The sequence below is a fragment of the Mycobacterium asiaticum genome (assembly GCF_001668675.1).
Taxonomy (GTDB): domain Bacteria; phylum Actinomycetota; class Actinomycetes; order Mycobacteriales; family Mycobacteriaceae; genus Mycobacterium; species Mycobacterium asiaticum_D.
Window position 1 is genome coordinate 11,936 of sequence record NZ_LZKQ01000032.1, and the last position, 23,164, is coordinate 35,099.

Genomic DNA, 23,164 nt, shown 5'->3' on the forward strand with positions numbered 1-23,164 from the left:
TTGCCCGCTTAGGTGGCCGAGTCCCGTCGTTCCAGTTCGCCTTGCAGGACCGCGATGATCTGGTCGCGTTCACGCAGTTGGGTGCGCAGTCGCGCGATGTGGGTGTCTTTGGCGGTCAGTCGGTTGCGCAGTGCGGCGACGATGCTGGACTCGCCCGGCTCCGGTGCGGGCGGCGGGCCCTCGCCGACCGCCCTCAGCGTGCGGTGCGCCTCGATCTGGGCCAGCAGCTCGGGACGGTTGTGGATGCTTTTGCGGGTCACTCCGGCGCGGCGGGCGACGCTGCTGATGGTGATGTCGGCCTTCTCGCGGCGCAGGCTTTGCAGTGCTTTGCGGGCTCGGGTGTCGACGGAGTCCCGTCTTTTCTGGGTGTGGGCGGCCAGAGCGTTCAGCGATGCTTGTGTGGCGGTCACGGGCGTTGCCGCGGGTCGGCTTTGTGCAGGGCCGAGTCGTGGGCGCCGCGGGTGGCGATCGGCGTCAACGGCAGCCGCTTGTGGGTGCCGGCGCCGCTGATCCAGGCCGCGGTGTCGGACTGTTCGGCGGCCAGCCGGTCCAGGATGGCTTCCAGGGAGTGTAGCTCGCGCAGCCGGGCGGCGATCCAGACGTTGTCGTCGGTCAGTTCCCGGCCGGTGCGGGTGCGGTATTGATCACGGCGCAGCTCGATCAGCGCCAAGGTTCTGGCATGCTGATCAGCCAACTCGGCCCGGTGGGTGACATCAGTTGCGAAATGCCCACAACTCAAACACGCGTTCCCCCTGTCGCACGATTTCAACGGCGGCAGGAGACACACTCCGTTGGGCAGCACCCGGTCGGTGCGGGCCGACAGTTGAGTCATATCCAGGATGTCAGCGGGGCTGATCGCGATCTCGACGCCGTGGGCGCCGATCTTCTTGTGCTTGAGAAACTCTGCTTCCGCGGTGGCGGACAGGGTCGCGGCATAGCGCATCGTCATCTCCGGGCTCTTGTGCCCCAGATAGCGCTGCACGACATGGATGGGGACCCCGTCGTTGAGCAGCTCGGTGGCCCGGGTGTGGCGCAGCCGGTGGGTTTGACTGAACCGTAACGGATTTCCCGCCGCATCGGTCAGGCCGTGCAGGTCGTCGAGTTTGACCAGCGACTGGGAATAGGTGGCGTATGGGCGGGGCCGCTGGCCGTTGAGGTTGCTTTTGGTGCCGATGAACAAGTACTTGGGTGTCAGGTGCGGAAACCTCGCCTTCAGCCAGCGGTGTTGTTCGGCAATGACGTTGACCACCGCTTGCTCGACCAGGATGGTCGGCTCCACCCCGTCGACTTTGGTCTGCTGGTAACGCAGCTTGGCGACGAATGCATCAGGGTCAGCGTTGTCGACGTCGGGCGACGTTCCCGGGATGGGTTGCAGCGGCTGGTGGTCGAGCATCAGGATTTCAGAGGCCCGCCGCCCGGTGAGGGCCTGCAGCAGCCAGATCCGGGCGGCCTGGGGATCACCGAGGCCTTTGACCAGCGAGACGCTGCCATCGGGATGGGTCAGCCCGACCAGGGCGGTGCGGTCGGCGGCCAGCACGTCGAGGTAGGCCAGCATGCGTTGCAGTTCGGCGGTGGAGTACCAGGTCAGCTCGCGGGGCCGGTGGGCGCGGCGGGTGCGGAAAGCTGGGCCCCACAACCGTGTGTGTGCCGCACTCAGTTGCGCCCAGCGCGGTTCGCCGGTGGCCGCGGCCGCCTCGGGGCCGTGGTCGACCATGAACGTGTAGAACACCTGGGTCTGAGACTGGGTAGCGTCAATGGCGGCCTGGGACAGGGGTTTGTCCGGCTTGGCCCCTGCGGCAGGTGATTTGAGGTATTCGGTGAATTCGGTGAACATCAGCCGCAGCTGGGCGGGATCCTCGGTGAGTACGGGGTCGGTGGCGCCGCGGGCGGCCAGAAACGGTCCGAGGTGTCGCGCGGTGTCGCGGCAGCGTTCCACCGCTGAAGACCACCGCAGCAGCTCGGCGTCTAGACAGGTCCGTAGCCAGAACCGGACCCCTTCGCGCAGCCAGGCCGGGGTGATCGCGGCAAGGTTCAGGGTCAGGTCGTGTCGGGGCTCGTGTTCGCGTTGCGGAATGCGGGGATCGGCCTGCAGGTCCCAGATGTCGTGCGCCCACCAGGCGGTGTCGGTGCAGCGCACCGACAGATACAGGTGCAGATGCTCCACCAAGTGAGTGATGTTGCGTCGGGCACCGGCAGAGGGCAGCCGGGCGTTGCGTTTCTCGAAGACCAGCATCGCCGCCCGCACGATCGCGGCGGACTCCAGGTCGGTGATGCTGGCCGGTGGGCGGCGGCGTTGGCCGCGGTATTCGGTGGCCGCGGCGCTCAACGCCTGGCCGGCCCAGCGCAGCAGCGACGGTTCGATCTTGCGCAGGCCTTCGTGGTGACAACACCACACCCACCAGGCGATCTCGTCGGCGAACCGTGGCGGCACCGCGGCGGGGGTGAAGTCGTGCTCGGCGCGGCCGCGGTGTTCACGCAGGTAGTACCGGTTACGCAGGAACACGGTATCGGCGGGTGCGGCGTCGATCTGATAGACCGGGCGCCGCCAGGCCTCGGGCACGGCCGACCACTGCGCCTGCCACGACGGACTGGATTGGCGGGCAACAGGTGTGGGGTCGTCACGGCTGGGCATCGGTGAGCCCTTTCCAGCCGGCCACATAGTTGCGCCAGTGCGCCAGGCTGCGCATCTCGGCGTCCTCGGTGACCCACCCGTAGGTCGACAGGGTGGTCTGGACGTCGGCGTGCCCGAGGCGGCGCATCACCACGTGCGCGGGCACCCCGGCCAGCAACAGGGCGGTGGCGTGGGTGTGTCTCATCCAGTGCGGAGTCCACTCCGGCGGCAACTGCGGGTGAGCACCTTTGATGCCGCGGACCTTCTCATAGATCGTCTCCATCCGCATCGGTGAGAACTGCTCTCCCCGAGCAAGATTGACGAACACAAAATGGGTGCTCAGATCGGGGACCGTCACGTCGGCAGCCATCGCGACGAGCTGCCACACATACTCCGAATACAGCGCTTCCAGATCATCACCGATATAGAGCCGCCGCGTCCCGGTCTTGGCCCGCACCCCGTGCGGATGGTCCTGGCGGTCGACGACATCGAGGAACGGGGTCCCGCCGGCGCCGATGTGAAAGTCGTGATGGCGCAGACATAACGCCTCACCGGGACGCATCCCCGTCTCCGCGAGCACCGCGAAATACAAGCGGTTACGCACCGCGGCCGGCCCACCCGACCACCCGCCGTCGCCGGTCTGGACCGAGCAGCCATCCAGAATCGCGTTGACCTGCTCAGGCGTGAGAACCGGGGTGGCGCTGCGGCCGGGGCTGCGCAGGCCATAGATCGGGCGATCCCCCTGACGCTGCGGTCCGACCCCGTCGAGGAACCCCACGTAGCGGCGGTAGCGCCGCGCCGAGCCGCGGGAGGTGAACAACCGCTGGTAGGGCAGATCGGCGCCGTGTGCGTCGGCGTGATATCGATACATCGACAACACCGCCGCCGCCCGCGGCTGCAGTGATGACGCCGCCAGCTTCTGGGCCGGTGGTCCGATCCTGGCTGCGCCGGGCAGATCCCCGGTGCGCAGATACCGCAGGAACTGCCCGAACAGTCTGGTGGGAAAGTCATCCCAGGCATGCCCGGTGTGCTCGAGGACGGTGAACCACTCGGCGATCCCCGCCGCATACGCCCGCACCGTGTTCGGCGAACCGCCGCCATCGCGCAGGAACCGCAGATACTGCGCGGCCGCAGGGATCGGCAGATGGTCGGCACCGACCACGGTGTGGGTGTCGGGCTCGCCGTCGCTGAAACTCACCCGCTGAACTCGCGCCACTAGTCAGTCCCCGACCCAGACAGACCTTCAGCCCCGCCGCCGCCGGCCCACCGGAAACCTCACCACATTGGAGTGCGTGCCGGTCATCGCCACCACCGATGCCGGCTCCTCGACCACCCGCGCAGTGTTGGCCGGCGGCCCGGTGCGCTGACCAACGGCGAAGTCCTCCAACATGTCCTGCGGCCAGATCAGGCCGTACGGGGCCAACATCACCGGCGACGTCGCCGAGAACGCCATCTCCAACCACTTACTGAGCAGCCGCGGACGCTCCACCTCGCGGTCTTTCCAGCCCGGCTCGACCCGGCCCCACGTGGTGTCGGTCTCGGTGTTCGTGCGGGTGTAAAGCTGGCGCCGCAATGCCTCAAACCGCTCGTCGCTCAACAGCTTCGAGGTATGCAGATGCTTGAGCAACGCCCCCAGTGAAATCCCCCAGCGGGCCTTGACCGGCAACAACTCCGCCAACGACGGTGCACGCGAGACCTCATCGGCCAGCACCGCCGCCGGCGCCAAGAACTCCGAAGCGAACGCTGAGGCCTGCTCTTCCCGCTCCTCGTTGACCGATCCCGCGGCATGCAACACCAGATGCCCCACCTCATGCGACAGCGTCCACCGAGTCCGCTCCCACGAACTCGACTGCCGCACCACAATCAACGGCCTGGTGTTGAACTCACCGACCCGCACCGAATACCCCAGATGCTTATCGAGCTTGCCGGTGGAATCCTCATCGCCGAGGATGCGCCGCGACGACGACGTCAACAGCCGGCGCATCACAATCGCCACCCCGTTGCGTTCAATCTCATGCGTCAGATAACCGATCGGCGCATCCGGGTCCAACCCCCACGCCTTGCGGACCTCCGCAGCCGCCTGATCCACCGGTGTCTCACTGTCGAGCACCGGTACCCGCACCGGCGGCAACTTCACCCGAGTGTGCAACTCGTCGAGGAACTCACCTGCCAACGCCGCGAACTGCGCCAGATACTCCCGCTCGGTCGCCGTAATCGACCGCGGCGCCCGGAACAGCAGATCCCGGGGATGCACGCGCGAGGTCGGCACCGTGGTGAAGAACTTCGCCGGGAACCTCAACACCGCCACCAAGCGCTCAAAGTCCTCGGCCGACAATGTGGTCGTCGCCGAACGTTCCACCCGGTTGAGCCGAGAATGCTTCCAGCCCAACGATTCCATCACTGCGGTCACGGTCATCGCCCGGATCACCCGGGCCTGGTTGACCCGTAACCCGTACACATCCACGGTCGTGTTCATCGCAGCCCCGATTCAATAACGACCCCGCGACAAGTTGTGCGTCGCCCCCCACTGCGACGACCCGCTAGGCCGGTTCTGGCTGGTCGGGGTCGTCGGTACCCGAGGCCGCCGATGGTGGAGCCCATTCGCCGAAGTCGTCGGTGGGCACGATCGGAGCCGGGGGTGGGCCCAACAATAGCGGCGACTCGGTGACCGGTGGCAACGGTGTGGACGCCAAAATCTGTACCCGAGAAGCGTTGTCGATATCGATCACCGCCGCCAACTCCGCTTCTGCCAGGCCATACCCGTCCTTGGTCGGCCACCACAACGCGGCGATGTCCGGCTTGCCCATCGGGGTGGATGTCGGCGCCGGGAACAACCGCGTCTGCGCACCCTCGTCGAGGGTCATCTGCTCCCCAGGAGCCGCCGCCGTCGCCGCCATGGGATGCTGACCGCCGCCGGGGGTGATGACCATGCGGACCCGCTCGCCGTGCAGCACCCGCGACGGCCAGCGCCGCAGCCGGAAATCCATCCCGCGTGAATCGGACAGCTGAACCGAGAGCCCACTGCCGCACGAGCTCAGCAGCGTGTCGCCCGGCATCGGGCCGCGCAACTCGCGCTCCCGCAACACCAACAATCGCACGTTCGCGCAGAACGCCAACCCGTGGACATCCCGCGGATCCTCGAACCACGGCTTGTACATCGCGGCGACCTTCGGGATCACCCTCTCCAAGTCGTAGCGCAACGTCGCGCAGGACGGCCGATGATCGGCAACGATCCGATCCAGCCACCTTTGTAGGTTCATGAGGCGAATTTCGCACACTAAAGCAGTCTGCGCAAGTAACACGCCCAACTGTTACTCCGCCCATTAATGTGCAACTTCCCACCACCATAGGATACATGTATCTCACGATAAATAATCAGATCAACGCGCATATATTGCTAGCCATAGACCAGGTAATTACAGATAAGGCGTGCAGGTGCTGTTGCATGTCACGCGCAACCGGGCCGGCCGCCGTCGGCTGGAGGAGATCGCGGTGTTGCGCCAGGGCGACAGTGGACGTGTCCGCGCGGTCACCGCATGGCATGCCGACAGCGGGATGACCGCCGAGGCGGTCGAATTGCGCGCAATGCTGCAAAGCCGGGTGCCGGCATGACCGGGCTGCAACTGGCCGCTCTGCTGCTGTCGTTGGCGTTGTTGGTGATGCCGCCATCACCGCGTTCCCGACTGGTGCCCACCCGGCAAGCGCACCGGGTAATTGTCGACAGCCCGTGGGTGGTCGGCGGGGTGTGCTTGTGCGGGTTGGTGGTTGCGATTTTGCTGTTGCCGCTGACCACCGTTTTGGCGCTCGCGTTCGGTGCAGCGACCATGGGCTTACGCGGGTGGCGGCGGCGGCGCCACCGGCGCGGGACAGCGGAAGGGCTTGCGCTGCAAGCCGGTTTGGCAGTGTTGGTCGGTGAGCTGCGGGTCGGTGCCCATCCCGTTCACGCCTTCGACGTTGCCGCTGACGAAACTGATGGGTCGGTGTCGGGCTCGCTGCGCACCGTCGCGGCGCGGGCACGCATGGGCGCCGACGTGGCGGCCGGGTTGCGTAGTGCGGGGGACTCGTCGGCGCTGCCCCGGCATTGGGAGCGTCTGGCGATCTGCTGGCAGCTGGCGAGTGAGCACGGGCTGGCCATCGCGACCCTGATGCGGGCGGCGCAGCGGGACATCACTGCGCGGCAACAATTCTCGGCGAAAGTGGCGTCGAGTCTGGCGGGAGCCCGCGCCACCGCGGCAATCTTGGCGGGACTGCCGGTGCTCGGTGTACTACTGGGAGAGCTGCTCGGTGCCCGGCCGCTGCGCTTCTTGCTCGGCACCGGCGGTTGGTTCCTGGTGATCGGTCTGGCGCTGACGTGTACCGGGGTGTTGTGGTCGGACCGCATCACCGATCGGGTGGTCTCGACATGAGCGTCGCCGCGGTGCTGTTGGCGGCGGCGCTGTTGATCGGGGCGGGCCCGTCGATGGTGCGGGCCCGCGCTGGTGCGGTGCGCCGAATCCCGGGCGGACGGCGGCGCGCGGCCGGGCCCGATCCGTTGGGGGTGGCGTCCGGGTTGGACGTGCTCGCCGTGTGCTTGGCGGCGGGCATGGCGGTCTCGGCGGCCGCGGCCGCGGCGGCCCGCGCCGCACCGCCACGGCTGGCGTCAGTGCTGCGTCGGGCTGCCGACCTGTTGGCGTTGGGTGCTGATCCGGCGGTCGCGTGGTCAGCGCCACCGGACAAGATCGACGGTCAGACGGAGGGGTTGCTGCGGCTGGCCCGGCGATCGGCCTCGTCGGGCGCCGCGCTCGCCGAGGGTGTGGCAGAGCTGGCGGCCCAGTCGCGCCACGACGCCGCGCAGGCCGCCGCCGCTGCCGCCGAACGTGCCGGGGTGCTGATCGCCGGTCCGCTCGGGCTCTGCTTTCTGCCGGCGTTCGTATGTCTGGGCATCGTTCCGGTGATCGCCGGGTTGGCCGGTGACGTTCTGCAGTCGGGTCTATGGTGAGGAAGGAATTCGTTGATGTACAACATCTTTCGTCGATTCGGGGCGCGTCTGCTGGTGCTGGCGAGCGACGAGTCAGGCATGAGTACGGTCGAATACGCTATCGGCACCATCGCCGCCGCAGCTTTCGGCGCGATCCTCTACACGGTGGTGACCGGCGACTCAGTCGTTTCGGCGCTGAACCACATCATCGGTCGAGCCCTCAGCACCAAGGTCTGAGCTCGGGTGCGGGCGCCAGCACGGTGGAGGCCGCACTGGCGATCGCCGCACTCGTGGTGGTGCTGGTGCTGTGCCTCGCCGGGATCACGGCCGTGTCGATGCAGGTGCGCTGCGTGGATGCGGCGCGGGAGGCGGCCCGGCTTGCGGCGCGCGGCGATGGTGGGGACGCGGTCGAGGTGGCTCGCCGCATCGCGCCGGCCGGCGCGCAGGTGCAGGTGCACCGCGAGGGCGACTTCCTGGTCGCCACCGTGGTGGCGCACTCGAACCTGTTGCCCGCCTTGCGAATCGGTGCCCGAGCGGTTTCGGCGGCCGAGCCAGGATGAGGACGGCTCGGTGGCGGTGCTTGCTGCAGCGATGATCGCGGTGCTGTTGTCCGTCACCGGGGCGGGCGCCTGGGTGGGTGCTGTGGTGGTGGCGCGCCATCGCGCGCAGTCGGCGGCCGATTTGGCGGCCTTGGCGGCGGCCGCGCAGCTGCCGCGGGGTGCCGAGTCTGCGTGTGCACGCGCGCGGGCGGTGGCAACGCGGGTCGGCGGTGTCGAGTGCTGGGTCGATGGCCTCGATGTCGTTGTCACCGTGCAGGTGCCGGTCCCCGTCGCCGGCGCTGCCCGGGCATCCGCGCGGGCGGGCCCCACGGACACGCGATGACGGCGGGTCTTAGCCCTCTTCTCCCGAAGAAGCCGTCGAGAAATCGGTGGCGGCGAGCTCCTCGTCGGTGGGCAGCCGCAGCGAGAGGAGGCCGGCGAAGGTTTCCGGCTCGAGTTCCACCCGGTTGACGGTGACGTGCACCGGCACCCAGTCGGTGTCTCGCCCGGGGAGGCGCAACACCCGGCTGGTCGCACCGTTGGCGAATTCCTTCGTCATCGAAAGCATGACCTGCTCGTCGTCGGGATGGACCCGTGGCTTGTCGGCTTCGCTGCTGCGCCAGTCATAGAAGGTGCAGGGCTCGTCGAGCCATTTCAGCAGCGTCCAGTTCTTGAGGTCGACGAGTGCTCGATGGACACCGGCCTGCGCCAGTCCCCGCAGGATGCGTTGCGCCAGGTCGTCGGCAGCGACGGCGGGGCCCTTGCGTTCGGTGCGCCAATTCATGGCCCGCGCTATCAGGTGGTCACGGCCGTCGGGACCCGGCTCTAATGCACTGCGGGCGGTGAAACCGATCCGGACCGGATTTCCCTCCCAGTCGGTGAGATCCCAGGTGCTGCACAGGGTCATCCCGGGTTCGGCCCGCACCGCCATGGCCAGCACCTTGGTCTCGTTCGGATTGAGCTCCCGCGACGGCAGATCCTCGGCGAAGGCCCTGCCGAAGGTGACCTCGACTTCGGGATTCTTGCCGCTGTTGGCCAGCGACTCGGGGGTGTCGGTGGCCACCCCGCGCGTCAGGTCCCACTTCAACGGACCGGGGATGGGCCGCTCGGGTGGTTCCTCGTCGATCGGGCCGGTCCACACGTGTACCCCGTGGATACGCCCGTCGGACATCATCACCGGTTCGGTGCGGATGACGCGGTCGCTCTTCGGGGTGATGCTGGACAGCGACTGCCCCGTCTGCACCGACTCCGCGATCGCCGTCTTGACTGCCGCCAGGTACGGGCTGCGACGCAAGAACGTAGTGATCGGGACAAGGTTCTTCAGTTGCCGCCCCTGCGCGACGACGGCGGGCTCGTCCCCCAGCGTCTCCACGAGCAACCAGTCGTGGGCCATGCTGGGGAGCTTACTGATCGTCCGTCCGGACATTGCCGCGGGACTCGCCGTGGCAAATTCGGCATCGTCGAACGGGCGGTCGACCTGGCGCCATTGCGACCGGGGCCCGATGATCCGCCGGGTATCGCCAGTGTTGACAGTGGCGTCAAATCCATTGTGTCCGATAGTTTGCCGACGCACAGCAAGCCTGACAATGACCCTCAGTCGAGTGTGACAGTAGGGATTTCTCGGCAGTGCAACATTTCTCGTATTGCATCGACGGTTTTGTCATACTGTCAGCCGGATTAGAGGCCAAATTCCGCCGTGAAGTCGGCCACGTTTTTGTTGCATTCGAGACTGAATCCCAGGTAAATTTCCTGCTGCACTCGCGTTTTGAGGGAGTGCTGGATCGTATTGTCCGGCGCGCAGCAGTCCGTGGAGGTCGACCGTCGAGGGGTCGGTCGCCGTCCACCGGCTTCCATAACGCATCTGGCTGCGGTCCCGTTCGGCCGGATCCGTCATGTCGCGAAACCCTCTGCTGTGCAACTCATTTGCCACAACGTTTGTGAATTGAGCTGCGCTACAACAAGTTACGACGGACTGGCGATTTGCGCCGAGGCTTGGGCTGTCGGTCGCGCCGTACGCAGTGTTGCCCCGCCGGCGCCGTTGCGGCGCAGCGCGTTGGAAAGCCAGCGGTCCGGCCACGATCTCGTGATACGGAAGGCGCACCGGGCCGCCGCCGCTGGATTACGACCATCCTTCGGTTCGGCTGCCGCGCTACCCGGGCTCTCGGCATCGCCCGGAAGCAGCAGACGGCTCAGCAGTCCGCCGGATTCGACGCCGTGCCGGTCCGCGCCGTCGGTGGGCGATCCGCCCGATCCCCAGACAGCGAACAGGCCACCTCCCTGGTGGCCCGCGTCGCGCCAGAAGGAGCCCGCTCCCACCCCGCCAATCGCGCTCACCCCGCCGGATCCCGCAGCACCCACAGAGGCGTTGCCGCCAGGTGCGGCCATTCCGGCGGCGCCCGTGGTGCCGGCATCCGCGGATGCGGCCGACCCACCGGTGCCCTCGCTCGGCGCGACCCACCCGCCGTGCTCGCTTTCGGCCGCGCTCTCGGTGCCGAAGACCGGCCGCCTGTCTGCCGGATGGGCCGGCGCGTCGACGGGCTGGATCAGGTGTGGCAATGGGCTCTGCATCGCCGCGGCATTGGCCGCTTCTCCCAACGCATAGGTGCCGGCGCTCGAGCTCAGCGCGCGGACGAACTGATCATGAAAGGCCGCTACCTGCGTGCCGAGGGCTTGGTAACCGCGGGCGTACTTGGAGTACAGCGCGGCGACGGCTGCCGAGACCTGATCCTGCGCGGGGGCCGGGATGGCCGTGGTGGGGAGGGCGGCAGCCGCGTTGGCGGTCTGGATCACGGAATTGATCCCCGCCAGCTCAACGGCGGCCATGCCCATCGCGTCGGGCACCGCATTGAAAAACGACATCAAACACCTTTCGGCGTCTTCACCAGACTCGGCCAGTGTCTGATCACGTTGCAGCTATTCAACACGTGCACCGTATCGCCGCGTGTGGGCGAATGGAATAACAATTTCCCATCAGTTTGCGCAAGCGGCGGACAACCCTGGCGAACCTACGCTTCGTGTCGTCGATCAGTCGTCAGCCCCAGCTCCGGGTCGCCCAACTCCGCAAGCACCAGTCGCAGCACGGCGACCGCGCCCGCCTTGTCCAGCGGATCGTTGGCATTGCCGCACTTGGGCGACTGCACGCACGACGGGCACCCGCTGCGGCATTCACACGCCTCGATGGCTGCCGCAGTGGCGCTCAGCCAGGTGGTTGCCTTGCGGAAGCCGCGTTCGGCGAACCCGGCGCCACCCGGATGGCCGTCGTATACGAAGACCGTCGGCAGCCCGTCAGGGCCGATAGCGGTCGACAGGCCGCCGATGTCGCCACGGTCGCAACTGGCCACCAGCGGCAGCAGCCCGATGGCCGCATGCTCGGCGGCATGCAACGAACCCGGAACCCGCAACGCCTCGATGCCACTGCGCTCCAACGGTTCCGGCTCGATCGTGTACATGACCGCAAAGGTCGGCAAGGTGGCCCGCGGCATGTCCAGCTCGATGAAGTCGATCACTTCGCCGTTGGCCCGGCGGCGCAGGTACCCGACCACCTGATGGGTCACCGTCACCGGTACCAGTCCCAGCGTCACGGGCCCGAAGACTGACCGCTCACCCTGCCCGGTGACCGAGATGTCGGTGATCTCGCGGGCGAAGGTCGCATAGCCGGGGTCCTCGCTGTGGACGAACGCGACACCCTCCTCGAGGTCCAGTGAGTCGACGACGTAGCTTTCGCCCTGGTGGAGATAGACCGCCCCGGGGTGGATCGACGCCGGTGCCTGGCCGACCCCCGTGCTGCCCAGCAGCCGCCCGGTATCGGCCTCCACGATGACGATCTGGCCCCCGATGGATCCCCGGATATCCACCGCGCCATGAGGCTCCACGCCGGGTACCGGGAAGTATCGGCCGCCCCGGCGTTTCAGCAGCCCGTCGTCGACCAATCCCTCCGCCACGTCCACCGCATTCAGCGCTCGGACCTCGCTGTCGTCGAGCGGGAGTTCCGTTGCCGCGCAGAGCAACTGCGGGCCCAGAATGTACGGATTGCTCGGGTCGATGACGACGCGCTCGACGGGCTTGCCCAGCAGCGCGGCGGGATGGTGCACGAGATAGGTGTCCAGTGGGTCGTCTCGGGCGATCAACACCACCAATGCGCCCTGCCCGCGCCGCCCGGACCGTCCGGCTTGCTGCCAGAACGAGGCGACGGTCCCGGGAAACCCGGCCAACACCACGGCGTCCAACCCGGCAATGTCGACACCCAGTTCCAGGGCATTGGTCGTGGCCAGGCCGCGTAGCCGGCCGTCGGCCAGCGCTTTTTCCAGCTCGGTGCGGTCCTCGGCGAGATAGCCGGCCCGGTAGGACGCCACCGTGCCGGTCAGGTGCGGTGCGGTGTCGGCCAATCGGGCCTGGGCGCCCAGTGCGGTCAATTCGGCGGCGCGGCGTGACCGCACGAAGGTCAACGTCTGCGCGCCTTCGACGATCAGGTCGGCCATCACCCTTGCGGCCTCGGCACCCACCGACCGCCGCACCGGGGCGCCGTTCTCGCCGGTCAGCTCGGTCAGCAGCGCCGGTTCCCATAAGGCCACCGTGCGGGCGCCCTGCGGCGACCCGTCCTCGACGACCTCCACGACCGGCTGCCCGATCAGCTCGGTGGCCGTCGCGCCGGGCGAGTCCGTCGTCGCGCTGGCGAAAACCACCGTCGGATACGACGAGTACCGCGCGCACAGCCGCAGCAGCCGGCGCAGCACCATCGCGACATTGGAACCGAACACGCCGCGGTAGTAGTGGCATTCGTCGACCACCACGAACCGCAGCCCGCGCAGCAGCACCGCCCAGCGCGCGTGATTGCGCAGGATCGACAGGTGAATCATGTCGGGGTTGGAGAAGATCCATCGGGACCGCTCGCGGGCAAAACGCCGCACCTCGGTGGGACTGTCGCCGTCGTAGGCCGTCGGCGCCACGTCGTCGAGCGGTACGGCGGTCACCAGGGCGTGCGCCGCGCGCAGCTGGTCGTGGCCCAACGCCTTCGTCGGCGACAGATACAACACCCGGGCCCGCGGGTCGGTCGCCAGCGCGTTGAGCACCGGCAGCTGATAGGCCAGTGACTTGCCCGACGCGGTGCCAGTGCTGATGACGACATGACGCCCGGCGTGCGCCAACTCCGCGGCCTCGGACTGATGCGACCAGGGCGCGGTAATGCCGCGGGCGGCGAAGGCGCCGATTACCTGCGGTGCGGCCCACTGCGGCCAGCCGTGCGGCCGCCCGGTGCGGGGCGGCAGCTCGGTGACATGTCGCAGCGGATGCTCGTCGGTGGCGGTACCGGCCAGCGCCGCGGCAAGCAGTTCACTGCCGAAACTCGGCATCAGACCCCTCTCTCGGTCCTGGCCTGCGGTATGACGCTGACGTAAATTGATCCGCCGTTCCAGCTCCAGGCTGTCGCCGACGCCACGAACATGGTTGACTGAGTGCGGTCGCAGCTTCTGTGTTCGTGTAAAACTTTCGCAGGATCGACGTTGCGGTCGCGGTTCCTGCGAGGTTATCTGTCGGGTGAAGTTCCGGCGACTCCGCGAAGGTATGGCGGTCGCGGCTGGCCCGGGGCATCGAAAGGCGAGCCCCGCACCCAGATAGAAAAGGAAAGATCGAGAGATGCCACAGGGAACTGTGAAGTGGTTCAACGCGGAGAAGGGGTTCGGTTTCATCGCCCCCGAGGACGGTTCCGCGGATGTTTTTGTCCACTACACGGAGATCCAGGGGACGGGCTTCCGCACCCTCGAAGAAAACCAGAAGGTCGAGTTCGAGATCGGCCACAGCCCTAAGGGCCCCCAGGCCACCGGAGTTCGCTCGGTTTAATCCGGGCAGATTCTGACGCTGCCCCCCGGCGCAGTCCCGCTTACGGGAACGCTCCGGGGGGTTTTCGTTTCCAAGGTTCGGTATCGGCTCAGGTGGGACGCCGCGCCGGATGGGCGCAAGCCGCGGACCGGGTCGCTGGCCTACTGTCGTGGCGTGAGCCAGCTTTCCTTCTTCGCCGCGGAGTCGGTCCCGCCCGCGGTCGAGGACTTGTGCGGGCTGCTGGCTGGGCCGGGCCAGATCGTGGTCGTCGGCTCCGGGGCTCGCCTCTCGGTGGTCGTGGAAGAGTCCTGGCGGGCACAGGCGCTGGCCGAGATGATCCGGGAAGCCGGGCTGGTCGCCGAGATCACCCGGACCGACGAGGACACCCCGTTGGTCCGGACGGCCGTGGACCCCGCATTGCGCCCGATCGCCGCCGAGTGGACGCGCGGCGCGGTGAAGACGGTGCCGCCGCGCTGGCTGCCCGGCCCGCGGGAACTGCGGGCGTGGACGTTGGCCGCCGGCAGCCCCGAGGGGGACCGATATCTCTTGGGACTGGATCCGCACGCACCGGACACCCACTCGCCGCTGGCCTCGGCGATGATGCGGGTCGGGATCGCACCCACTCTGATCGGCACCCGGGGCGCCCGTCCGGCGCTGCGGATCAGCGGCCGCCGACGGCTATCGCGCCTGGTAGAGAACGTGGGAGACCCCCCGGACGGCTCCGAGGCGGTGGCCCAGTGGCCCCGGGTCTGACGGGCTCGGCGGACGCGGTTTCCGGCCGGTCGGTTTGCGTAGGCGCGCCCAATGGTGCGAAATTGTCAGGTGCCCGCGGGCCCAAGGGACGGGCGGTGTACCTGGATTTCATCGGAACTGCCCGGAATTTTCAGGACCCGAGTGTCATTCTTGCCTGCGGGACGGTTCCGCCCAGGGACCGATACAGGAGATGGAGCGTAGGCGCAGTTGGCTGACGGCGGCCCGAAACGGGCTACGAATGGGAGTACCCGGCGACTCGTGATCGTGGAGTCGCCCACCAAAGCGCGCAAACTCGCCGGTTATCTGGGCTCCAACTACATCGTCGAATCCTCCCGCGGCCACATCCGCGACCTGCCGCGCGCCGCGGCCGATGTGCCTGCCAAGTTCAAGTCCGAACCGTGGGCCCGCCTGGGCGTCAACGTCGATGCGGACTTCGAACCGCTCTACATCATCAGTCCCGAGAAGAAGAGCACCGTCACTGAGCTAAAGGGCCTACTCAAGGACGTCGATGAGCTCTACCTCGCGACGGATGGTGACCGCGAGGGCGAAGCGATCGCCTGGCACCTGATGGAGACACTCAAACCCCGCGTCCCGGTCAAGCGGATGGTCTTCCACGAGATCACCGAACCGGCCATCCTCGAGGCCGCCCAGAACCCCCGCGACCTGGACATCGACCTGGTCGACGCGCAGGAGACCCGCCGCATCCTGGACCGGCTGTACGGCTATGAGGTCAGCCCGGTGCTGTGGAAGAAGGTGGCGCCCAAGCTCTCGGCCGGCCGCGTGCAGTCGGTGGCCACCCGCATCATCGTGCAGCGCGAACGCGACCGGATGGCCTTCCGCAGCGCGTCCTACTGGGACATTCTGGCCAGGCTGGACGCCAGCGTGTCGGACCCCAGCGCGCAGCCACCCACTTTCGCCGCGCGCCTGACCAATGTGGACGGCCTCCGCGTGGCCACCGGCCGCGACTTCGACTCCCTGGGCCAGCTCCGCAAAGCCAACGAGGTCATCGTCCTGGACGAGGCCGGCGCCACGGGCATCGCCGCCGGCCTGCGCGGGGCTCAGCTCGCCGTGGCCTCGGTCGAGGAGAAGCCCTACACCAGGCGTCCGTATCCGCCGTTCATGACGTCGACGCTGCAGCAGGAGGCCGGCCGCAAGCTCCGGTTCTCCTCCGAGCGCACCATGAGCATCGCCCAGCGGCTCTACGAGAACGGCTACATCACTTATATGCGTACCGACTCGACCACGTTGTCGGCGTCGGCCATCAACGCCGCCCGCAATCAGGCGCGCCAGCTTTATGGCGACGAGTACGTGTCGCCGTCGCCGCGGCAGTACACCCGCAAGGTGAAGAACGCCCAGGAAGCCCACGAGGCGATCCGGCCCGCCGGGGAGACCTTCGCCACCCCGGACGCGGTACGCCGGGAACTCGACGGCGACGAATTCCGGCTCTACGAACTGATCTGGCAGCGCACGGTGGCATCACAGATGGCCGACGCGCGCGGCACCACGCTGAGCCTGCGGATCAACGGTCAATCCAATGGACGGGACGTGGTGTTCTCGGCCAGTGGCCGCACCATCACCTTCGCCGGCTTCCTCAAGGCGTACGTCGAGACGGTGGACGAACTGGCCGGCGGTGAGGCCGACGACGCCGAAAGCCGGTTGCCGCAGTTGACGCAGGGTCAGCGGTTGGACGCCATCGAGCTCACCCCCGACGGTCACTCCACGAACCCGCCCGCGCGCTACACCGAGGCATCGCTGGTCAAGGCCCTCGAAGAGCTGGGAATTGGTCGCCCGTCGACGTATTCGTCGATCATCAAGACGATTCAGGACCGCGGCTACGTGCACAAGAAGGGCAGTGCCCTGGTGCCGTCCTGGGTGGCGTTCGCCGTAACCGGTTTGCTCGAACAGCATTTCGGCCGGCTGGTCGACTACGACTTCACCGCCGCAATGGAAGACGAGTTGGACGCGATCGCCTCCGGCAATGAGCGACGCACCAACTGGCTCAACAACTTCTACTTCGGCGGCGATCACGGTGTGGCGGACTCGGTGGCCCGATCCGGCGGGCTGAAGAAGCTTGTCGGTATCAACCTCGAGGGTATTGACGCGCGAGAAGTCAACTCCATCAGGCTGTTTGACGATGCGCAGGGCCGGCCGGTCTACGTCCGGGTAGGCAAGAACGGACCTTATCTGGAACGTACGATCACCGGTGACAACGGTGAACCCACCCCGCAGCGGGCCAACCTCAACGATTCCCTGACTCCCGACGAGCTGACCCTCGAGGTCGCCGAGGAGCTGTTCGCCACCCCCCAAGAGGGGCGCGTGCTGGGTGTCGACCCAGCGACCGGCCACGAAATCGTCGCCAAAGACGGGCGTTACGGGCCGTACGTGACCGAGGTTCTGCCGGAACCGCCCGCCGATCCCAGTGCGGAGCCCGCCAAGAAGGGCAAGAAGCCGACCGGGCCCAAACCGCGGACCGGTTCGCTGCTGCGCAGCATGGACCTCCAAACGGTAACGCTCGAGGACGCTTTGAAGCTGCTGTCGCTGCCGCGCGTCGTTGGCGTGGACCCGGCCACCGGCGAGGAAATCACCGCGCAGAACGGGCGCTACGGCCCATACCTCAAGCGCGGCACCGATTCTCGGTCGCTGCAGAACGAGGACCAGATGTTCACCATCACCCTCGAAGAAGCACTCAAGATCTACTCCGAGCCCAAACGCTCTGGGCGGCAAGCCGCTTCGGCGCCGCCGCTACGTGAGCTGGGTACCGACCCGGCGTCCGGCAAGCCGATGGTGATCAAGGACGGCCGGTTCGGGCCCTACGTCACCGACGGCGAGACCAATGCCAGCCTGCGCAAGGGTGACGACGTGCTGTCGATCACCGACGAGCGGGCCTCCGAACTGCTGGCGGATCGTCGTGCCCGCGGACCGGTGAAGCGGACCGCGAAAAAGACCGCCCGCAAGACCACGGCCAAGAAGGCGCCGGCCAAGAAGGCGGCCAAGCGCAGCTAGTCGATCGATACCGTATCGACCGATATTGTTGGCCCGTGCCCGCCGACGTTCCCCGTGCCACCGGCCGCAGCGGGGACGCCTCACCATTCGCCCTCGGATTGCTGCTGCGCCGGGCGCACTGGCACGCGGCGGCGGTGATGTCCGAGGCGCTACGTCCCTTGGGGATTGAGTTGCGGCACTTCGCCGTGCTGATCGTGCTGGTTGACCGTGGGCCCACCCGGCAACAGGACCTGGTGGCAGCGACCGGTTCGGACAAAGCCGGAATCATGCGCGTGGTCGACGACCTGGAGCGCAAAGGTCTGGCCATACGCAAGCCGGTTCCGGGCGACCGTCGCGCGCGGGCGGTAGAGATCACCCCGGAGGGTGTGCAACTCTTCGACGCCGCGCATGTCGCCGCTGAGCCGTTGGCCGAGCGGCTGGTGGCCGGGTTCGGTCCAGGGGAGGCCGAACAGCTCACGGATTTGCTCAACCGGTTGACCGCTGCGGATTGATTTACCCTGTTCTGTCTCTCACATTAGTATTGAATGAAACAGTATCAAACAATACTATGGTGCTAGGAGTTACGAGGAGGCGGCCATGGACGTATACGAGGCAGTGCAGAGTCGACGCGCGGTGCGCCAGTTCTCGGACCGGCCGGTGCCGAAAGAAGTGCTGGAGCGGGTGCTGGCGGCGGCGGCCTGGTCGCCGTCGGGTTCGAACATCCAGCCCTGGAATTGCTATGTGGTCACCGGTGCGCCGCTGGCGGAGATCAAGAAGCGGGCCGCCGAGCGCATCGCGATCGGCGATGACTGGGACGAGCGGGAGTACGAGATGTACCCGGCGGCGCTGAAGTCGCCCTACCGGGAACGCCGGGCCGCTTTCGGAGAGCAACGCTATGGGGCCCTGGGCATTTCGCGTGACGATGTCGAGGGGCGTCAGCGGGCCGCCGTCGCCAACTGGGACTGTTTCGGCGCTCCCGCTGCCCTGTTCTGCTACATCGACCGCGACCTGGGCCAGCCCCAGTGGGCGGACGTCGGAATGTATCTGCAGACGGTCATGCTGCTGCTTCGCGCCGAAGGGTTGCACAGCTGCCCGCAGATGGCGTGGTCGGTGTACCGCAAGACCGTCGCCGATGTGCTGTCGCCGCCCGACGGGCTGATCCTGTTCTGCGGCCTGTCGATCGGGTACGAGGACGACACCGAGATCCAGGAGCGCACCGGTCGGGCCCCGCTGGCCGAGACCGTCACCTTTGTCGACGGCTAATTGGCCTTGCTGGAAGCTTTTTCGGCTTCCCTTGTCACGTTTTCCGGCGCAGCGAGATTCAGCGGGCGGGCCAGCTGGGTGGGCGCGGTGCGACCGCGCAGCTCGACCACTTCGCCGACATCCCAACACAATGCCTCGGCGTCCAGTGCGCCGCTGACCGCGATCGCCGACGCCAGTACGTGGCCCTCTTCGAGCTTGGCCAGCTCGGTCAGGCGGGCGGCCTCGTTGACCGGGTCGCCGATGACGGTGTACTCGAAGCGGGCCTGGGCGCCGATGTGGCCGGCGATGGCTCGACCGGCTGACACCCCGATGCCGAACTCGGCGGATCCGAGCACCGGGATCAGCTCGTCGTGCAGGGCGCGGGCGGCCGCGAGCGCCGCACCGGCACCGTCGGGATGCTCGATCGGCGCGCCGAAGATCGCCAGCGCCGCGTCGCCCTGGAACTTGTTGACGAACCCGCCGTAACGGCCGACGGTGTCGACCACCACCCGGAAGAACTCGTTGAGCAGGCTCACGACCTCGGCAGGCGGCCTGGTCGCCGCCAACTGGGTGGAACCCACCAGATCCACGAACAGCACCGCGACGTCGCGTTCCTGCCCGCCGAGTTCGGTGCCCCGCTCGAGGGCCCGCCGGGCCACGTCCTCGCCCACATAGCGGCCGAACAGGTCGCGCAGCCGCTGCCGCTCCGACAGGTCACGCACCATGTCGTTGAAGCCGGACTGCAGCAGGCCCAGCTCGCTGGCGTCGTAGATCTGCATGTGCGCGTTGTAGTTACCCCGCTGCACTTCCGACAGGGCCCAGCGCAGCTGACGCAGTGGGTCGGCGATCGACATCGACACCAGCAGCGTGCTCGCCGCTCCGATGCCCAGTGCGGCCAGCGCCAGCAACAGAATGGGATTGAACAGGCTCTGCGCCGGAGCGTGCAGCAGCGCGATCTTGTCCGACACGACCGCAAGGACGATGGCCAACAGCGGCACGGCCGTGGAGAGCACCCACGTCAGCATCAGCCGCAGAATGACGCCGGGCGCCTTCACGTTCTCCGGTACACCGCTGCGCAGGGCCGCGACCGCCACCGGCCGCAACACCCGCTCGGACTGCAGGTAACCGATGATCCCCGTCGCCGTCGCACCCAGCGCGTTTGCCACCACCACGACCGGCGCCGCGTGCCGGGCCACCGACCAGCTGGCGACCACGAACACGACACTGCCGATGGCCCAGGCGAACGCGCTGGTCAGGGTCCGATAGAACGGCATTCGCAGCGCGCGGGTACGGGCCAGTTCGGTGGTGGACGGATCGGCTTCGACCAGCAGGTTGTCACGTCGCTGCCAACGGAAAACCGGCACCAGCAACTTCAGGTTCCAGGCAAAGCCCGCCAGGAAGAGGAAGACCACCGTGGCGATGAAGATCGCGACGTTGAGGGTCGGCAGATCCTGCAGCTGGATGCGGTCGTGCGGGGGCAGCCCGTAGCGCAGAAAGCCGAGCACGAACAAGCCGCCGATGATGTCCGCTTGCAGCATGCTCAGCGAAAAAACCGGCCACGGAGTGCGCACCACCCACCGGACGAATCCACTGATTCGTCTGGGAAGTGTTGCCACTGTGGTCACGAACCCACCGTATCGGTCGAGGGGGACTCGTCGGTAACAAAAAAGTGCTCCGGCAAGTCGCGCGACGTGCCGAAAGACGGCGAGAGATCACGGAAATGTCGCGAAACGGACGCTGATCGGTATCCGTCGGTGGAGCTCACTAATGTTGCCGGGGATGACGGGAGTGTTTACGCGGCTGGTAGGCCAGGAAGTGGTCGAGGCCGAGCTGCTCGCGGCGGCCAGATCCGCACGCGGTGACGCGACTCACAGCCCCTCCGGCGAAGGGAATATGACACATGCCTGGCTGATCACCGGCCCGCCGGGGTCCGGGCGGTCCGTCGCGGCGCTGTGCTTCGCGGCGGCCCTGCAGTGCACCTCCGACGGCCCGCCGGGGTGTGGCGAGTGCCGAGCGTGTACGACCACCATGGCCGGCACCCATGCCGACGTCCGACGGGTCATCCCCGAAGGGCTGTCGATCGGTGTCGACGAGATGCGCGGCATCGTCCAGATCGCGTCCCGGCGGCCGACCACGGGGCGCCACCAGATCGTCGTCATCGAGGACGCCGACCGCTTGACCGAAGGCGCGGCCAATGCGTTGCTGAAGGTCGTCGAGGAGCCGCCGCCGTCCACCGTCTTCCTGCTGTGTGCCCCATCGGTGGACCCGGAGGACATCGCAATCACGCTGCGGTCGCGGTGCCGGCATGTCGCGCTCGTCACGCCGCCCACCGAGGCCATCGCACAGGTACTCATCGACGGTGATGGGCTGGACGCCGACGTCGCGAATTGGGCGGCATCGGTCAGCGGCGGTCATGTCGGCCGCGCCCGCCGGCTGGCCACCGACTCCGACGCCCGGCAGCGACGAGAACAGGCGCTGGAGCTGGTCCGCGACGCCGTGCGGCCCGCCCGGGCATACGCCGCGGCGGAGGATTTGGTGACCGCCGCCGAAGCCGAGGCGGTGGCGTTGACCGCCGGGCGCGCCGAGGTGGAGACCGAGGAGCTACGGACGGCGCTGGGAGCCGGTGGCACGGGCAAAGGCGCTGCCGGGGCGATGCGAGGGGCCGCCGGTGCGATCAAGGATCTGGAGCGACGGCAGAAGTCCCGCCAGACCAGGGCCTCGCGCGACGCCCTGGACCGTGCGCTGATCGACCTGGCCACCTATTTCCGGGATGCGCTGGTCGTGTCGGCGGACGCGGGCCAGGTTCGGGCCAACCACCCCGACATGGCCGAGCGGGTGAGCTCGCTGGCCGGGCACGCAAGCCCCGATCGGCTGCTGCGCTGCATCGAAGCCGTGCTGGAATGCCGGGAAGCGCTGGCGATCAACGTCAAACCCAAGTTCGCCGTCGATGCCATGGTCGCGACCATCGGGCAGGAACTGCGCTGAGTTGCCGGAGTTGGGCGCGATGGGCCGCCTGCCGTAGACTCGTGCCGCCCGACTATCGGGTACCGCCGCCTTAGCTCAGTCGGTAGAGCGATTCACTCGTAATGAATAGGTCAGGAGTTCGATTCTCCTAGGCGGCTCCATATTTCGTGTCATCCGCCCGGTCCGGGCAGCCCGTCCTCGCCGAATATCGCGCCTTTGGTGCCGCCCGGCCCGCCCGGGCCGCCGGTGCCAGTGCCCAGCGGCAGGCCCGGGACGCCGCCGGCCCCGCCGTCGCCGCCGCTGCCCACGTATTTCGCCGGTGCGCCCGCGCCGCCCGCGCCGCCGTCACCGCCGGTCCCACCCGGTCCCCCGATGCCGCCCGCGCCTCCTGCGCCGCCTATCCCGCCGGTGCCGACCAGCCCCGGGGTGCCGCCGTCGCCACCCGCGCCGCCTTCACCGCCGAGCCCGCCGGCAATGCCCGCGGCGCCGCCACCGTCACCGCCCGCGCCCCCGTGGCCGCCGTTGCCCAGCAGAACGCCGGCCGCGCCGCCGGCACCACCAGCGCCGCCGGCCCCACCCACGCCGCCGGCGTCGGCTGCGCCACCCTGGCCGCCGGCGCCCCCGAAACCGCCGCGGCCGAACAGCAGCGCGCCCTGGCCGCCGGCACCACCGTTGCCGCCGGCACCGCCGAGCAGACCGGCGCCACCTGCACCGCCCAATCCGCCGAATCCGAGCAGCCGTCCGCCGGCGCCGCCGGCACCACCGGTACCGCCGCCGATACCGCCCGCACCGCCGGCCCCGCCGATCCCGATCAGTCCGGCGTCCCCACCGGCCCCTCCGGTGCCGCCCGGCACACCGGTCGCGCCGTCGCCGCCGTTGCCGATCAACAACCCGCCGGCCCCGCCCGCTCCACCCGGCGTCGTCGCGTTGGCCCCATTGCCGATCAGCGGGCGGCCCAGCAGCGTCTGGGTCGGGGCATTGATCAGATCAAGCACCGGTTGCAGCGGCCCGGCGTTGGTCGCCTCGGCGCTCGCATACGACCCGGCGCCGCCGGTCAGCAACTGCACGAAGCGTTGGTGGAACGCCGCCGCCTGGGCGCTGAGCTCCTGATACTCGCGCGCATGCCCGGTGAACAGCGCTGCGACCGCGGCCGAGATCTCGTCGGCTCCCGCGGCAGGTAGCGCTGAGGTGGGTAGGGCCGCAACCAGGTTGGCTAGGGTCAGCGACGACCCGAGGCGGGATAGATCCGTAGCGGCGGCGGCCATCAGCTCGGGGACCGCGATCAACTCCGACACAACCAGG

Annotated in this window: 21 protein-coding genes, 1 tRNA gene and 1 pseudogene; 13 read left to right on the plus strand and 10 right to left on the minus strand. The window is 68.1% G+C overall.

Annotated features, from left to right (window positions below):
• Positions 1-8: 8 nt before the first annotated feature.
• From A9X01_RS02545 to A9X01_RS02565, 5 genes are all read right to left on the minus strand, one after another.
• Positions 9-410, minus strand: a complete 402-nt coding sequence (locus tag A9X01_RS02545; protein ID WP_065035915.1) for a hypothetical protein — start codon at positions 408-410, stop codon at positions 9-11.
• Positions 407-2,632 carry a tyrosine-type recombinase/integrase gene (locus A9X01_RS02550; RefSeq protein ID WP_065035916.1) on the minus strand — a complete coding sequence of 742 codons (2,226 nt, stop codon included), beginning with the start codon at positions 2,630-2,632 and terminating at the stop codon, positions 407-409. The genes A9X01_RS02545 and A9X01_RS02550 overlap by 4 nt, the downstream gene beginning before the upstream one ends.
• Positions 2,619-3,827, minus strand: coding sequence for a tyrosine-type recombinase/integrase (locus A9X01_RS02555; protein WP_065035917.1), 1,209 nt, complete (start codon positions 3,825-3,827; stop codon positions 2,619-2,621). Before A9X01_RS02555 ends, A9X01_RS02550 begins: the two co-directional genes overlap by 14 nt.
• A 27-nt stretch (positions 3,828-3,854) precedes the next feature.
• Complete coding sequence (locus A9X01_RS31760) at positions 3,855-5,087, minus strand: ImmA/IrrE family metallo-endopeptidase (protein WP_065035918.1); 1,233 nt, start codon at positions 5,085-5,087, stop codon at positions 3,855-3,857.
• A 64-nt stretch (positions 5,088-5,151) separates the two neighbouring features.
• Positions 5,152-5,871 carry a hypothetical protein gene (locus A9X01_RS02565; protein ID WP_065035919.1) on the minus strand — a complete coding sequence of 240 codons (720 nt, stop codon included), beginning with the start codon at positions 5,869-5,871 and terminating at the stop codon, positions 5,152-5,154.
• 169 nt (positions 5,872-6,040) lie between these two features.
• On the opposite strand from A9X01_RS02565, the pseudogene A9X01_RS02570 reads away from it, so the two are divergent.
• The 6 genes and pseudogenes from A9X01_RS02570 to A9X01_RS31015 form a co-directional block, all read left to right on the plus strand.
• Positions 6,041-6,223, plus strand: a pseudogene (locus A9X01_RS02570) (TadA family conjugal transfer-associated ATPase); the annotation flags it as partial.
• Positions 6,220-7,017, plus strand: a complete 798-nt coding sequence (locus A9X01_RS02575; protein WP_065119150.1) for a type II secretion system F family protein — start codon at positions 6,220-6,222, stop codon at positions 7,015-7,017. The pseudogene A9X01_RS02570 and the gene A9X01_RS02575, both read left to right, overlap by 4 nt.
• Entirely contained in the window at positions 7,014-7,589 is a 576-nt protein-coding gene (locus A9X01_RS02580; protein ID WP_155771887.1) for a type II secretion system F family protein, read from the plus strand. Before A9X01_RS02575 ends, A9X01_RS02580 begins: the two co-directional genes overlap by 4 nt.
• A gap of 15 nt (positions 7,590-7,604) precedes the next feature.
• Complete coding sequence (locus tag A9X01_RS02585) at positions 7,605-7,805, plus strand: DUF4244 domain-containing protein (RefSeq protein ID WP_065119151.1); 201 nt, start codon at positions 7,605-7,607, stop codon at positions 7,803-7,805.
• A gap of 23 nt (positions 7,806-7,828) precedes the next feature.
• Positions 7,829-8,128: a TadE family type IV pilus minor pilin gene (locus A9X01_RS31010; RefSeq protein WP_253848892.1), complete on the plus strand. Its 300-nt coding sequence runs from the start codon at positions 7,829-7,831 to the stop codon at positions 8,126-8,128.
• 10 nt (positions 8,129-8,138) lie between these two features.
• Positions 8,139-8,450: an Rv3654c family TadE-like protein gene (locus A9X01_RS31015; RefSeq protein WP_366663625.1), complete on the plus strand. Its 312-nt coding sequence runs from the start codon at positions 8,139-8,141 to the stop codon at positions 8,448-8,450.
• Between the two features lie 9 nt (positions 8,451-8,459).
• On the opposite strand, the gene A9X01_RS02600 is transcribed toward A9X01_RS31015, so the two are convergent.
• The 3 genes from A9X01_RS02600 to A9X01_RS02610 form a co-directional block, all read right to left on the minus strand.
• Positions 8,460-9,500 carry a PAS domain-containing protein gene (locus A9X01_RS02600; protein WP_065119181.1) on the minus strand — a complete coding sequence of 347 codons (1,041 nt, stop codon included), beginning with the start codon at positions 9,498-9,500 and terminating at the stop codon, positions 8,460-8,462.
• A gap of 569 nt (positions 9,501-10,069) precedes the next feature.
• Positions 10,070-10,966 carry a PE family protein gene (locus tag A9X01_RS02605; RefSeq protein WP_065119152.1) on the minus strand — a complete coding sequence of 299 codons (897 nt, stop codon included), beginning with the start codon at positions 10,964-10,966 and terminating at the stop codon, positions 10,070-10,072.
• 146 nt (positions 10,967-11,112) lie between these two features.
• Positions 11,113-13,455: a DEAD/DEAH box helicase gene (locus A9X01_RS02610; protein WP_065119153.1), complete on the minus strand. Its 2,343-nt coding sequence runs from the start codon at positions 13,453-13,455 to the stop codon at positions 11,113-11,115.
• A gap of 283 nt (positions 13,456-13,738) precedes the next feature.
• Here A9X01_RS02610 and cspA point away from each other — a divergent pair, with 283 nt between their 5' ends.
• From cspA to A9X01_RS02635, 5 genes are all read left to right on the plus strand, one after another.
• Positions 13,739-13,942 carry a cold shock protein CspA gene (gene cspA, locus A9X01_RS02615; protein WP_036363014.1) on the plus strand — a complete coding sequence of 68 codons (204 nt, stop codon included), beginning with the start codon at positions 13,739-13,741 and terminating at the stop codon, positions 13,940-13,942.
• Positions 13,943-14,095: 153 nt separating this feature from the next.
• Positions 14,096-14,674, plus strand: a complete 579-nt coding sequence (locus tag A9X01_RS02620; protein WP_065119154.1) for a hypothetical protein — start codon at positions 14,096-14,098, stop codon at positions 14,672-14,674.
• 207 nt (positions 14,675-14,881) lie between these two features.
• Complete coding sequence (topA, locus tag A9X01_RS02625) at positions 14,882-17,677, plus strand: type I DNA topoisomerase (protein WP_065119155.1); 2,796 nt, start codon at positions 14,882-14,884, stop codon at positions 17,675-17,677.
• A gap of 35 nt (positions 17,678-17,712) precedes the next feature.
• Complete coding sequence (locus A9X01_RS02630; RefSeq protein ID WP_065119156.1) at positions 17,713-18,168, plus strand: MarR family winged helix-turn-helix transcriptional regulator; 456 nt, start codon at positions 17,713-17,715, stop codon at positions 18,166-18,168.
• A gap of 85 nt (positions 18,169-18,253) precedes the next feature.
• Positions 18,254-18,919, plus strand: coding sequence for a nitroreductase (locus tag A9X01_RS02635; protein WP_065119157.1), 666 nt, complete (start codon positions 18,254-18,256; stop codon positions 18,917-18,919).
• Here the strand turns inward: A9X01_RS02635 and A9X01_RS02640 are convergent.
• Positions 18,916-20,523, minus strand: coding sequence for an adenylate/guanylate cyclase domain-containing protein (locus A9X01_RS02640; RefSeq protein WP_065119158.1), 1,608 nt, complete (start codon positions 20,521-20,523; stop codon positions 18,916-18,918). The two genes, A9X01_RS02635 and A9X01_RS02640, sit on opposite strands and share 4 nt — an antisense overlap.
• A 154-nt stretch (positions 20,524-20,677) precedes the next feature.
• On the opposite strand from A9X01_RS02640, the gene A9X01_RS02645 reads away from it, so the two are divergent.
• Positions 20,678-21,883: a DNA polymerase III subunit delta' gene (locus A9X01_RS02645; protein ID WP_155771888.1), complete on the plus strand. Its 1,206-nt coding sequence runs from the start codon at positions 20,678-20,680 to the stop codon at positions 21,881-21,883.
• A gap of 64 nt (positions 21,884-21,947) precedes the next feature.
• Positions 21,948-22,023: transfer RNA gene (locus A9X01_RS02650), tRNA-Thr, on the plus strand.
• 9 nt (positions 22,024-22,032) lie between these two features.
• Here A9X01_RS02650 and A9X01_RS02655 read toward each other — a convergent pair.
• On the minus strand, positions 22,033-23,157 hold the full coding sequence (locus tag A9X01_RS02655) for a PE family protein (RefSeq protein ID WP_065119160.1): 1,125 nt from the start codon (positions 23,155-23,157) through the stop codon (positions 22,033-22,035).
• Between the last annotated feature and the right edge of the window lie 7 nt (positions 23,158-23,164).